Annotated in this window: 12 protein-coding genes and 1 pseudogene; 3 read left to right on the forward strand and 10 right to left on the reverse strand. The window is 68.8% G+C overall.

Translation table 11 applies throughout. The features are described 5' to 3' along the window. Positions 1-364 precede the first annotated feature (364 nt). Positions 365-586: a hypothetical protein gene (locus ACLQ2U_RS29955; RefSeq protein ID WP_425754252.1), complete on the reverse strand. Its 222-nt coding sequence runs from the start codon at positions 584-586 to the stop codon at positions 365-367. 490 nt (positions 587-1,076) lie between these two features. Here ACLQ2U_RS29955 and ACLQ2U_RS29960 point away from each other — a divergent pair, with 490 nt between their 5' ends. Next, positions 1,077-3,002: a S9 family peptidase gene (locus tag ACLQ2U_RS29960; protein ID WP_425754253.1), complete on the forward strand. Its 1,926-nt coding sequence runs from the start codon at positions 1,077-1,079 to the stop codon at positions 3,000-3,002. A gap of 98 nt (positions 3,003-3,100) precedes the next feature. Here the strand turns inward: ACLQ2U_RS29960 and ACLQ2U_RS29965 are convergent, their stop codons facing one another. From ACLQ2U_RS29965 to ACLQ2U_RS29990, 6 genes are all read right to left on the reverse strand, one after another. Next, the gene (locus ACLQ2U_RS29965) at positions 3,101-3,226 is read right to left on the reverse strand and encodes a hypothetical protein (protein WP_425754254.1); all 126 of its coding nucleotides are present in this window, start codon (positions 3,224-3,226) and stop codon (positions 3,101-3,103) included. An 82-nt stretch (positions 3,227-3,308) separates the two neighbouring features. Beyond that, positions 3,309-4,889: an MFS transporter gene (locus ACLQ2U_RS29970; protein WP_425754255.1), complete on the reverse strand. Its 1,581-nt coding sequence runs from the start codon at positions 4,887-4,889 to the stop codon at positions 3,309-3,311. Then, complete coding sequence (locus tag ACLQ2U_RS29975; RefSeq protein ID WP_425754256.1) at positions 4,879-5,559, reverse strand: LppX_LprAFG lipoprotein; 681 nt, start codon at positions 5,557-5,559, stop codon at positions 4,879-4,881. Before ACLQ2U_RS29975 ends, ACLQ2U_RS29970 begins: the two co-directional genes overlap by 11 nt. Before the next feature lie 1,258 nt (positions 5,560-6,817). Beyond that, positions 6,818-7,546 (reverse strand): integrase core domain-containing protein, encoded by a 729-nt coding sequence (locus ACLQ2U_RS29980; RefSeq protein ID WP_425754257.1) that lies wholly within the window; start codon positions 7,544-7,546, stop codon positions 6,818-6,820. A 128-nt stretch (positions 7,547-7,674) separates the two neighbouring features. Next, positions 7,675-7,881, reverse strand: coding sequence for a hypothetical protein (locus ACLQ2U_RS29985; protein WP_425754258.1), 207 nt, complete (start codon positions 7,879-7,881; stop codon positions 7,675-7,677). A 277-nt stretch (positions 7,882-8,158) separates the two neighbouring features. Further along, positions 8,159-8,659: an ATP-binding protein gene (locus tag ACLQ2U_RS29990; RefSeq protein WP_425754259.1), complete on the reverse strand. Its 501-nt coding sequence runs from the start codon at positions 8,657-8,659 to the stop codon at positions 8,159-8,161. Between the two features lie 443 nt (positions 8,660-9,102). Between ACLQ2U_RS29990 and ACLQ2U_RS29995 the strand changes: the two genes are divergently transcribed. Next, positions 9,103-10,434: a PP2C family protein-serine/threonine phosphatase gene (locus tag ACLQ2U_RS29995; protein ID WP_425754260.1), complete on the forward strand. Its 1,332-nt coding sequence runs from the start codon at positions 9,103-9,105 to the stop codon at positions 10,432-10,434. 246 nt (positions 10,435-10,680) lie between these two features. Continuing rightward, entirely contained in the window at positions 10,681-11,352 is a 672-nt protein-coding gene (locus tag ACLQ2U_RS30000) for a BON domain-containing protein (protein ID WP_425754261.1), read from the forward strand. Positions 11,353-11,494: 142 nt separating this feature from the next. Here the strand turns inward: ACLQ2U_RS30000 and ACLQ2U_RS30005 are convergent. From ACLQ2U_RS30005 to ACLQ2U_RS30015, 3 genes and pseudogenes are all read right to left on the reverse strand, one after another. After that, positions 11,495-11,803, reverse strand: a pseudogene (locus ACLQ2U_RS30005) (TCP-1/cpn60 chaperonin family protein); the annotation flags it as partial. Continuing rightward, on the reverse strand, positions 11,769-11,990 hold the full coding sequence (locus tag ACLQ2U_RS30010) for a transposase family protein (protein WP_425754264.1): 222 nt from the start codon (positions 11,988-11,990) through the stop codon (positions 11,769-11,771). The gene ACLQ2U_RS30010 and the pseudogene ACLQ2U_RS30005, both read right to left, overlap by 35 nt. Positions 11,991-12,185: 195 nt before the next feature. After that, positions 12,186-12,531, reverse strand: a 346-nt coding sequence (locus ACLQ2U_RS30015; RefSeq protein WP_425754262.1) for a hypothetical protein, incomplete at its 5' end; no start/stop codon positions are given.

A 12,531-nucleotide genomic window follows, 5' to 3' on the forward strand; every position in this document is an offset into this window, starting at 1 on the left:
TTCAGGTCAACAACGGCGTGACCTGGGATACATCGGCGCCACCAAGCGACCAGCTGCCAAGATCCGATAGCCTCCCCGGAGGCTCCGTTGAGGTGACCGGTGGGGTCGCTCTCTCATCGGCTGCCCACCGCGGATTTCCGTCTTTGAGACCCTTTCCTGTGCTAGAGGCCCGCGACCTGCAGCGATGTCTGGACTACCGCTGGCCCAGCACTTGCACCTCTGCACGGACCTTCGCAGGTCGTGGAACCTCATATCACATTTGTGGCCGGAAGAACCGGAATCAGCGAGTTATTCCTCGGCGAGCCCTTAGCTGCTGCCGCTCAACCAATCCCACGGCCGGCGGTGGCCTAGATCTGGTCGGCGGTCAGAAGCACGGGTTGCGCACCATCCACTCATCATCGCTGCCAGCCGCCGCCGGCCGGCCAGGGCGAGCGCTGGACTCGACCAGTACGACGTGATCCTCGGGTCGTATCTGGGCGGGCAACCGGCCGAACCGCTGGATACGCTGAGCCGCGAATTTTTCGTCCGAGAACCGCATCCCGGACTCACGCGCTTCAAGCACGGTGCCCTCCTTTTCCAGACCCATTGTTGCTGCTCCGGTCCCATTGTTGCGCGTTACTGCCATCGTGGCCACCATCACGGCGGTCGGCACCGCGCGACCGCCGTGTCATGCGCCACTCCGCATCAAACGCGGCAGACCGCCGGCTTCGACAGCCGGGGTTTGCCACACGTGTCCCTTACGGGTGCCAGGTGACAACCAGGGTGTCTCCCTGGTGCGATGCGGAGGGGCACCAGCGCGAAACTGGGCGAGGCAGCTGGTCACAAAGCCCCAATAGCCACCACTTCCGTCTTGTGGCCGCGGCTGGTGCCTGACGAGAACTCGCTACAGTAGCCATCACCGGACTACGCGGCGAGATCGACGTGCTGCGGCTACTCGCCGAAGGCTACGACACCCCCGAGATCGCCGCGAAGCTCTCCTACCCCCATCGGCTACGAGCGGGCGCCGCAGCAGCCATGCTGCGGAGGCGTTGCGGCAGCGGTTGGTCGCCGTGGTGGTTTATCGATACTGTGCCTCGGTGGCCCGCACACAGCTCACCGCCGAGTTGGTGGTTGACGGTCGTGTTCCGCACGCATTGGCGCTGTCGCCGGACGGCAAGTGGGTCGTCTACGTGATCGCCCCGGTCGGACGGGCTGGTGATCATCCCGTTAGCGAACTGTGGGTCGCCGCCACCGACGGGACCGGGTCGCCGCGACGATTCACTTCGGGTGAGGCGCACGATTCGGCGCCGCGGTGGGCCGCGGATTCGCTGCTGGTCTACTTTCTCTCCGACCGGGCCGAGCGTGGCACGGCGCAAGTACACCGGGTCGGGCTGGTCGACGGTGTCGTGGAGGCGGTCACGTCCTGGTCCAGTGGAGTGTCAGGTCACCTCCCGCTGGCCGATCCCGACCTGGTCGTCGTGATCGCAGCCGATGAACCGTCCGCTGAGGACGAACGTCGGGACAGGGAGCGCGACGACGCTCGGGTGTGGGGCGAACGCGTACGCCCGGACCGGCTGCGGCTGCTCGACGTACGGAGCCGGGAGGTCCGGACACCGGATGCGTTCGGCGATCGCCATGTCGTCGAGGTGGCCCAGCGGCCCGACGATGGAACGCTGGCGGTCCTCACCTGGTCGACCCCCGACGTGGACCCGGGCCTGGTCAAGACCGGTCTCCACCTGCTCGACCCGGACAGCGGCATGATGCGGGACCTCGGCCCGGCCGCGGCGGACGCGTCGTCGCTCGTCTGGTGGTCCGCCGACGACGGCTGGCACCTGGCATATGTCGCGAAGACCCCGCCAGTTCTGGTGGGCGGACACGCGGTTCTCGATGTCGCCGTACCGGTGAGCGGGCCGGTGGGCGAGCACCGTAACCTGACCGCCGGCACGACCGGCTGCCCGAGCAACCTGGTCCAGGTCGACACCGGTCCGCCGCTGGTGCTGGTCGCCGACGGGCTCGATACCGCGATCCACCGGCTCGATCCGGCCGGGCCCAACCTCGTCGAGGTGTCCCGAGTCGACGGCCTCGCGACGTCGTTGACCACGAACCGGCACGGTGACGCCGTCGCGGCGGTGGTCAGCACGTCCTACGAGCCCGGAAACGTCCACGCCGGCCCCACTTGCGGGCCGCTGACGAGGCTGACCGACCTCAGGCCCGGACTCCGCGACATCCGGTGGGGTGTCCAGGAACGCTTGTCATACGAGGCAACCGACGGGCTGGCCCTCGACGGCCTGCTGATCCTGCCCGCCGGCCGGTCCCACAAGGACGGGCCCTTTCCACTGGTGACACTGGTCCACGGCGGCCCGTACGACCGGCACGCCGACCGGCTCATGCTCGGCTGGGACCCGTCCGGCCAGTGGCTGGCGACCGCGGGCTACGCCGTGTTTCTGCCGAACCCGCGCGGCGGCCGAGGGCACGGCCACGACTTCGCGGTGCGCGTCGCCGGTTCGGTCGGCCTCGATGAGTGGACCGACATCTGCGCCGGCATCGACCTGCTCATCGCCGACGGCGTCGCCAACCCCGACCGGCTGGGCATCGGCGGCTGGAGCCACGGCGGGTTCATGGCCGCATGGGCGGTCGGGCAGACCGACCGGTTCAAGGCCGCCGTGATGGGAGCCGGAATTAGCGACTGGGGAATGCTCGCCGCAACCGGAGAAGGGGGGCCGTTCGAGTCCGCCCTCGGCGGCAGCAGCGGCTGGGAAGGAACAGGTCCACACCGCCACGACCGGCTCAGCCCGATCTCGTACGCCTCCAAGGTCCGCACGCCGGTGCTGATCCTGCACGGCGAGAACGACACGAACGTTCCGGTATCACAGGCGGAGTTCTTCCACCGCGCGCTACGGAGGTTCGGAGTCGAGCACAAGTACGTCGTATATCCCCGAGAGAACCACTCGATCCGCGAACGCAACCACCAACTCGACGTGCTCCGCCGCACCCGCGCCTGGTTCGACCGGTGGCTCGGATGACCCCGACGTCCGACCGCCACGACCGCCACGACCGATGCGGCTGACCGCGGCAGCTAGGGCACCTATTCCAGATACAGAGCGGCAAGCCGCGGCAGGCGTTAACGCAGTTGCTGATCGGCGTCGAAGTTCCACAGCAGCCACGCACTCATCTCGGCAGAAGCGGATGCGTCACGTGCCGGCGATGCGAACGGCTCGCCGTCGTCGGGGTCGTCGACGGCCGGCATGATTGCGGCGCCCGATTCGTCGGTGCGGGGAGATCCCGGCCGACCACCGGGCGTCGGTGCGGGCGGCGCGGCGGCCGTCGGGTCATGAACGGTTGAGCGGTGCGGCCGGCAGGGCCGCCACGTCGCCTTCCCGATCGTCCCGACGATCGACGGACCGGCCGCCGAGGGCCAGCGACGCCAGCGCGCCGAGCGCGCAGAGCACCGCGGTAGCGGTGAAGATCTCCGCGTACTCGGTGCGCAGCGCGACCTGGATCGCGTCGTTGTACGCATCGAGCTGCCGCCGGAACTCGGCCGCCTCGATGCCGAAGGGCAGCGGCGTGGCGAGGTCGGCGGTGAGCTCGGCGAACCGGTGCAGCCCCCACGCGGACAGCGCGGCGACGCCCAGCAGCATCCCCATCATCCGGGCGACCACGATCGCGGCCGAGGCGCTGCCGTGCTGGGCGGCGGGCACGGCCCGCAGAGCGGCCGCGGAGAGCGGCGCGATCACCAGACCGAGTCCGATCCCGGCCAGCGCGAGGTCGGTGTCGAGCCGTGGCAGGCTGAGCGGCCCGACGTCGTACCGCGCGGAGGCGAGGTTCGCCGGCCAGCCGGCGACGAGCCAGTAGGCGCCCGCCGCGAGCAGCAGGCCGGCGACCGCGACCCAACGTTCCCCGAGCGCGCGGACCAGCAGACCGCCGGCGAGCGCGCCGACCGGCAGGGCGATGAGGAACCGGGTGAGCAGCAGCGCACCCCCGACGGAGTCGCGGCCGAGCACGGTTTGCGCCAGTAGTTGCACGTCGACGAGGGTCACCATGAGCGCCGCCCCGGCCAGCAGGCTCGCCCCGAGCGCCCCGAGCAGGGGGCGCAGGAGCACCCCGGCCGGGTCCAGCAGGCGGGTGCCGGCGCGCGCCTGCCAGAGCAGGAACGCGGCGAGTGCGGCCACCCCGGCGAGTGCCGTGCCCGGGCCCCAGGGCGGCAGCACGCCATGCTCAGGCTGCGGGTTGTAGAGGCCGACCACTAGCAGGCCCAGCGCGACGGCGAGCAGTGCGCCGCCCACGAGGTCCACACTCGAGCGGGTGCCGTCGGGCGGCCGCCGACCGCCGGGCACGGTGCGGTGTACGGCGATCGCGGCGGCCAACGCGAGCGGCACGTTGATCCAGAAGACGCCGCGCCAGCCCACGAGGGCCGCCACCCCCGCCCCGTACAACGGGCCCAGGACGGCACCGAGTTCCTGCGCAGCCCCGACCGCCCCGAGCGCGACCGGCCGGCGCGACTGGGCGAACAGGTCGCCGACGAGCGCCATGGTTACCGGGAGCAGGGCCCCGCCCGCGAGGCCCTGCACCACGCGCCCGGCCACGACCAGGGGCAGCGACGGGGCGAACGCGGTCAGCGCCGAGCCGGCGGCGAACCCTGCCAGGCAGGCGTGGATCACCGGCCGGCGCCCGTACCGGTCGGAGAGCCCGCCGAGCAGCGGCATCCCGGCTACGTAGCCGACAAGGTAGCCGGTGACCAGCGGGGTCGCCCGCTCCAGCCGGCTGAGCGGGACACCCAGGTCGTGCACGATCTGGGTGAACAGGGTGACGAGGACGTACGCGTCGAGGGCCGCGAGCAGCACGGCCGCCCCGCCGACGCCGACGGCGACCCGCCGTCCCGCGCGCGGAGCTGCGGCGGCGTCAGGGCGCACTGATCTTGACCGGGGCGTCGAACTCGCGGAAGCTGATCGTGACGGTGCCCCCGTCGCCGGGCACCACGAACGCAGTTCGGTACAGCAGCCGGCGATCTGCACCGACCCACAACGTGCCGGCGATATCGGTCGTGATGCCGGGCACTAGGGCGGCGAGCGCCTGACCGCTGAGGGTGACGGCCACCTTGTACGCCTCCGCGCCGCCCACCGACTCCCGACCCTCGGTCCGGGCCGAGGTCGCCGTGGCGAGCAGGTGCGCAACGCCCCGGTCCGGGTTGAGGATCGCCGATGGGTCGTACACCGATGAGGCGAGCGCGAGCGGTAGGCGCTGCCAGCCGCCGGTCGGGCCCTTGACGTACAGGGTCTGCCCGGAGATGACGAAGGCGAACTCGGCGGCGGCGCCGGCCTGGTCGATCTGCGCGGTGCCCTCCGCGTCACCCTGCTTGGTGATCACGCCGTCCGCCCCGCGGATGCCGAGGCTCTTGACCGATCCCTCCGACTTGATGGCGAATCGCGCCGTGATCACCGTGCGCATCTCGCCGGCGGCCGCCGCGACCAGGTCGGCACCGGCCGGCAGCTCATCGGCCGAGGCCCGCCCCTTGGACGAACCCGTGCAGGCGGCGAGGGCGGACAGCAACAGGGCGAGCGCAATCGCGAGGGGTCGGCGCATACGACGATGCTAGGCCCGCCGGACGATCGAGGTCTACGCCGCGTTCTCCCGGCCGGTCGGATCAGCCCGGCCAACGGCCGGTGAGCCGGCGAACCCCTGCGCCCCGGCCCCGCTCCTCGTCGGTGCGCGCGGCGCATCCTCCTCGCGCGCCCCGGCCCCACACCTGCCGGAACGCGAAGCCGGCGATCTCGGGCTGCTCACATCTTGATGGCACTGCCGCTCCATGCCGCCTACTGGCTGAAGCAGCGTCACCCTGTGGGCACACTTCGTATAGAAGCGACCGCCGTCGTTCGAGGGCTACAACAGCCACGCTTCAAGGACTTGCTGACGCGGTCCACAGTGCATCTTCAAGGCATGCATACCTGTACCGGCAGGTATGGCTGGAACAGGTGTTCGAGTTCCCCCTCGGACACCAGTCTGAGTACGCATGAGTCAGGCCGCTGAGCTGGGCAAACCCAGCAAGGCTGCCTTCGTCGTTTCCGGGGTGCACCTCGCGCCGGAACATCTCGGGAACATGAGGTCCCGGGAGATCGTCAGCAGCGGGATCACGCCTGGCATTGCGCCGGGCTAATCGCGGCGACGTGGCCGATGGTGGATGGCGAGGCTGGCGAATTTGGCCCGCACCTGTACCGCTCGGAAGCCCGGTTCTGGCCTCTGAGGTGCGGTTTTGTGCGGCCCAGCCAGCCGGTCGGGGGGGGCATGGTGGCGGGCATGTTCCTGTCCTTCGGGTACCTGATCTTGTGTCAGATCCTGCGGCTGGCGGTCCAAGCCATGCGCGGCGAGCGGTCCAAGGATGTCGAGATCGTCGTGCTACGTCATCAGGTCGCGGTTCTACGCCGCCAGGTCGCACGTCCGGATCTGGAGCCCGTCGACCGGGTGGTGCTGTCAGCCCTGTCGCGGCTGCTGCCTCGTTCCTGCTGGTCGACGTTCTTCGTCACCCCGGCCACCCTTCTGCGGTGGCACCGTGAGCTGGTCGCCCGGAAGTGGACCTACCCGAAACGACGACCCGGCGCCCGCCGTTGCGGGCGGAGATCCGCGCTCTGGTGGTGCGCCTGGCCCGGGAGAACCCGAACTGGGGTCACCGCCGAGTACAGGACGAACTATTCAGATTGGGCTACCGGGTCGCGGCCAGCACGGTGTGGACGATCCTGACCGCGGCCGGCGTTGACCCGGCTCCGCGTCGCGGCGGGCTGACCTGGGCCCAGTTCCTGAGCACCCTGTGGGGTTCCAAAACTCGGTCTTGGCCCTGGGCCTGCTGTTATGCGGCCCGGTCGTACTCGTTGATCAACCCGCCGAGAACGGTTCGGCGAGCGACTCGTCGGTGGTTCGGGTTGATCGTGGGACGTCGGCATCGTGGGGGAGTCAGGTCCAGGGCCCGGTGGGGGCGCCGCCCGTTGTAGTGCTCGGCGTACCTGTGAAGGACGTGCCGCAGGTGGCGGGCGCCGCAGATGAGCAGCCGATCGGTGGCCTCGGTACGGACGGTGAGCACGAATCTTTCCGCGTACGCGTTGGCCCGCGGACAGCGTGGTGGGATTTTGACCGCGGTGATGCCGGCGTCGGCGAGCACCGCGTCGAACGCCGCCGTGAATTGCCCGGCCCGGTCCCGGATCAGGAACCTGAACCGGTCGACTTGCTCGCCCAAATCCATCAGTAGATTCCGAGCCTGCTGGGTGGTCCACAGCCCGTCTGGGTTGGTGGTGACACCCAGGATATGCACGTAGCGGCCGCCGACTTCGATCACGAAGAACACATACAGGCGGGTCAAGGTCACGGCGCAGTCGACGTGGAAGAAGTCGCAGGCCAGCGTGGACGCCGCCTGGGTGCGCAGGAAGCGGCGCCATGTGGTGTGGTCGCGGCGCACCGGCGCGGGCGGTACATGGAGGCGGTTGAGGATGCGGCGAATGGTGGCGGCACTGACCCGGTAGCCAAGACCGAGCAGCTCACCCCGGATGCGCTGGTATCCCCAGCCCGGGTTGTCGCCGGCCATCCGCACCAGGAGGTCCACGATTGTCGGATCGACACGTGGGCGGCCAAGGCGAGGGTAGGTCCAGTGCCGGGCGACCAGCCGGCGATGCCACCGCAGCAACGTCGTCGGCGTGACCAGCCGATGCCACCTCAGCGCCTGGGGAAGGTACCGGCCAGGGCGGCAAGGATCGCGCGGTCGGTCCAATCCAGGCGTGGCTTGGGGTTGGCACGTCGCAGGATCGCGTTCTCGTGACGCAGGATCAGGATCTCCACGTCCTTGTCCGCATTGGGTCGGGGCAGCAGCGTTAGCCATTGGGCCAGTCGGCAGAGCACCAGGTAGATCAGGCGTACGTGCACGATGCCGATGATGACCGGTCTACCGGCTTCGCGCTGTACCCGCCCAGGTCAGCAGCGATGACGGACTATTGAAACCCCACAGGCGGCTGCGACGTCGAAGGTGTGATCAGCAAGTCGCTCCGAGTTACCTGGCGCGCCTGGCGTATGGCGATTCGGGTGCTTCGGAGTGCGAGGCCATGGCCGCGGCGGACAGAGAGCACCGCCTGGCCGAGATATTGACCTGACGGTTTCACGGCAGCCGCCGACTGGCCCAGACTCAGACACCTCAGGCAATCAGTTACCCCGTTCGGATCTTCGGTGCGGGTGAGGATGGCTCACTGCCGTTGGCGGCGGGCGGGAGTATTGTCGGGCTCGGTGCGCCCCAGGGCTGATCCGGGTTTCTGGCGATGTGCTTGACCATGTGGAGAACCACCCAGCCGGATCGTTCATGTACGGTTCGGGCGGCGTCGGCCAGGGCCGAGATGATGGGGAGGCCACGTCCGCCCTCGGCATACGGGTCGGGAAGGTTGGCGTGTAGCTGGGCGTCGTCGAAGGTTCCGTCGCTGTTGCCGACGTCGATGACACATTCGTGCGGCCCAACGGAGATGTGGACCTCGATGTCGCCGGCCCGTCGGGCGTGCGAGACGGCGTTGGTGCACGCCTCGGTGATCATAAGGCTGAGGTCGGCACGGCACTGTCCGGTCACGCCGAGCCTGCTCAGCAGCAGGTCGGCTAGGCTGCGGGCATGCGACGCGGCGTGGATGTCGCCGGGAAGCGTCAGCGCCATGGTCGCCGCCATTTACTTCGCCGTCCCTTCGTAGTCGGGGAGTCGCCAGCGGTGAGCAGTCGGCTCTGGCGCGTCGGTACCCGGCCACGCCTTGGTGGTACCCGGTCGTCGGACCACAGAAACCGACTGGCTGCGTCCGCCCGCCGGCATCTCGGTGGTGAGGATCGCCGCCGTTGCGTTCAGACGGTGACCGGTGGTTCGGACGTTGTGCGCTTTACCGGATCCGCGTGGGCGACAGACAATGGCTCCTGTAGCAACGGCTCGATCACCAGACGTTGACGGGACGGGCTTGCGGCCCCCCAGACCCCGTGGCCGCGCTTGTGAGCAGGATCGTCGCATCGGCCCCGGTCGGTAGACGGCGACCGGCGCTGGTGCATGGTCTGGCCAAGATTAGGGGCGACGTCGAGGTGCCGATGATGGACAAGATGGGCAGTCTGGGTCAGGCTTGCCGCCCCGTGTACGCACCGGCGCGTCTGGCGGCTGTGCGGCGCAGCGGGTTGTTGGACACCGGCCCGGAGGAGGTGTTCGACCGGTTGGCCCGGCTGGCGGCGACTCTGCTCGGCACCCCGTTCGCCTACGTCACCGTCGTCGACGACCGGCGGTCATTCTGGAAAAGCTGCATCGGGGTGGCCGCCACCGATTTCGCCGACCGGCAGAGCACCGTCGAGGAGTCGTTCTGCCGCTACGTCATCGACTCAGGCTCCAGACTGATCGTCCCCGACGCCCGGACCGACCCGCGCACCCACGACAACCCGTCGATCGAGTCCACCGGGGTAGCGGCCTGGGCGGGGTTCCCGATCCACGCACCCGGCGGGGAAGTCCTCGGCACTTTCTGCGTCGTGGACACGCTTTCCCGCGACTTCACCCCGCACGACATCGAGGTCCTGGAAACCCTCTCCTACGCGGTTACCAGCGAGATCGCGCTCCGTGGTGCGCTGACCGATGCCCACGAGGCCTCATCAGCAGCGCTGCGAGCCGCCGAAGACGCCAGACAAGCCACCGCGCAGGCGCAGGCCGCCTCGCTGCTGGCGTTCGCGGCGGCCGAGGAATCAGCGATGCTTGCCCGCACCCTGCAGGAGAGCCTATTGCCCCCGCACGTACCACAAATCCCGGGAGCGCAGGTCGCCGCCCGCTACCTGCGCGGTGGACGGGGCGCCGACGTACTCGGCGACTTCTACGACGTGTTCCCCTCCACCCGCGATAGCTGGTCCATCGTGGTCGGCGACGTGTCCGGCAAAGGCCCGGTCGCGGCGAAGACGACGGCTCTGGCCCGCTATACCCTGCGCGCCGCAGCGGTCCGCTGCGCCACCCCCAGCACCAACCTCGCCACCCTCAACACCGCCTTGCTGGAATGGTTCACCGACGACAGCCACTTCCTCACCGCCGTCTACGCCACCGTCCGCCCCCACCCCCACGGGCTGGCCGTGCGGGTCAGCCGAGGCGGACACGACCCGGCCCTGATCCGCCGCGTCAACGGGCGCGTCGACACCCTCGGACACCCCGGCATCATCCTCGGCTGCTGGCCCAACCCCCACCTCACCGACCAGCGCACCATCCTGCACCCCGGCGACACCCTGATCCTGCACACCGACGGTGTCACCGAGGCCAGACGACCGGGAGACCGCGACATGTTCGGCGCGGAACGACTCCAGCGGCTCCTTGCCGCCACCAGCGCCACCAACGCCATCGACATCGCCGCCGCCATCGAGAACGCGGTACTCGACCACAGCCAACGCCACGTCAACGATGACACCGCTATTCTGGCCCTCCACGTGCCTGATCAGTGACCAACCCAATGACATGCATGACGCGGAGGTAGCGTCACCCGCTGTCGCTTCATGCTCATGAGCGGGTGGTTGGCTGCCGGGGGTAGGCGTGACTGAGGGTCGCCCCGCGGTGGTAAGAAACAATGCCGCACCGAATAAGCCGGCATAACCTGTTAAACGCATGCAGTTGATAATCAATCTCAAGATTTATTCGAATATGGACCAAATCGGCTGGCGCGTTGGCAGCCGGAGGGCCATGGTTGCCCTATGACACAGACGATCCGGAGAAGCGACAAGGACCTGCAGACCAACGTCACCGACGAACTGTTGTTTGATTCCAGCATCGACGCCACGCATCTCGTGGTACTGGCGAACGGCGGCGTGGTGACACTTTCCGGCGACGTGGGCAGCCTGCCCGAGCGGCATACGGCGAAACGGGCGGCCATGCGAGTAGCCGGCGTCCAGGCCGTCACCGTCGACATCGTGGTCCGCGACCCGGGCGCGTCCGGCGCCAAGGACGGCGACATCGCCGAGGCGGCGAACCAGATGCTCAGCTGGGCGGTCGACGTACCCTCCGACACGGTCAAGGCAGGGGTCCGCGATCACGTGGTCACCCTGTCCGGCACCGTCAACTGGCAGTACCAGCGGGAGGCCGCCGCACGCGCGGTCATGTACCTCAAGGGCGTCACCGCGGTCGCCAACACCATCAGGCTGATCGCGACCACTCCAGCGTCCGACGATCTGAAAGCCGCGATCGACGGGGCGATCCTGCGCAACGCCCAGCTCGACTCCCACCAGATCAAGGCTGATGTCAACGGCGCGGAGGTGACGCTGCGCGGGTCCGTGCGATCGTGGGCCGAACGCCGTCAGGCCGAGAAGGTGTCGTGGTCAGGTTCCGGCGTGACCAGCGTCAAGAACCATCTCACCGTCACCGCCTGATTCCAGATCCACCCCGTCCCTGACGGCACGCCAGCTCAATCCCTTGACGGGGCCGGCCAATGCGGCACGCAGCCGCACTGGCCGGCCCCGGTCTGCGACAGACCCGAAGGTCGTGGCTGCCCGGCAAGCCGGCGCCGGGTGTCTATGGCTTGTCGGCGATGAGTACCTCGGTGGTCAGGAACAGCGCGGCGATCGACGCGGCGTTCTGCAGCGCGGAACGGGTCACCTTGGCCGGTTCGACGATACCCGCTTTGATCATGTCGACGTACTCGCCGGTGGCGGCATCGAGGCCGTGGCCGGCGGGAAGTGAGTTGACCTTCTCTGCCACCACGGCGCCCTCAAGGCCGGCGTTGCTGGCGATCTGCTTGAGCGGCGCGGTCAACGCGACCCGCACGATGTTCGCGCCGGTGGCCTCGTCACCGGCAAGGTCGAGCTTGTCGAACGAAGGACGCATTCGGGCAGCGCAGCCGCCGGACTTGCAAGTCGATGATCACGGCTCGACCGCCGACGGGCAGGTCAGCCAGCCGGCGCTGGTGATAGGCGTGCACCCGCTCGGTCGGCTGACTGCACTGCGGGCACGCCACCACCGTCCCCGGTGTCCGGGCGCGCACCCGCAGGACCAGCCCCTGCTCCACCACCTCGTCGATGACCAGCGAAGACAGCTGAGGGAACAAGGCCTTGATCAGGTTGCAGTCACACCGGCGTTAGCCTTGCGCACCACGACAGGCTACTGAGGACTGACCCGCCACCGTTTCTGCGCCAGAGCCGTTTTCTTGACAGACCCCGTACGGGGCATGGCGCCAGCCGCACTGCAACCTGAGGGATGCCAGGAGTCAGTACGACCAGAAGCAGTACATGTGATGTCCGTGGGCCACCACATGCCGGGCGACGACCGCCAGCTCCCGCAAGGCGTTCACGTAGAGGTAATACGCCTCCGGCAGCGTGGACAGGTCCCCGGCGGCCAGCGCCCGGGTGAACGTGTCGGTCACCGCTACGATGCCGCACTCCACGACACCCGCTTCCTCGTTGAACTGCGTGGCGATGTCGGCGTCAAACCGGGGATCCGCCCTGATCTCCTGGACGCTCCGGCCCGTGAGCAGGTTCTCTAAGAGCCTGGTAAATAAGGGTTTCAGGTGTGTTGGTGACGGGCGAGGCGGCGGGTCATGACGATGATCATGG

Origin of the sequence: Micromonospora sp. DT47 (assembly GCF_049844475.1) — a bacterium.
Lineage (GTDB): Bacteria > Actinomycetota > Actinomycetes > Mycobacteriales > Micromonosporaceae > Micromonospora.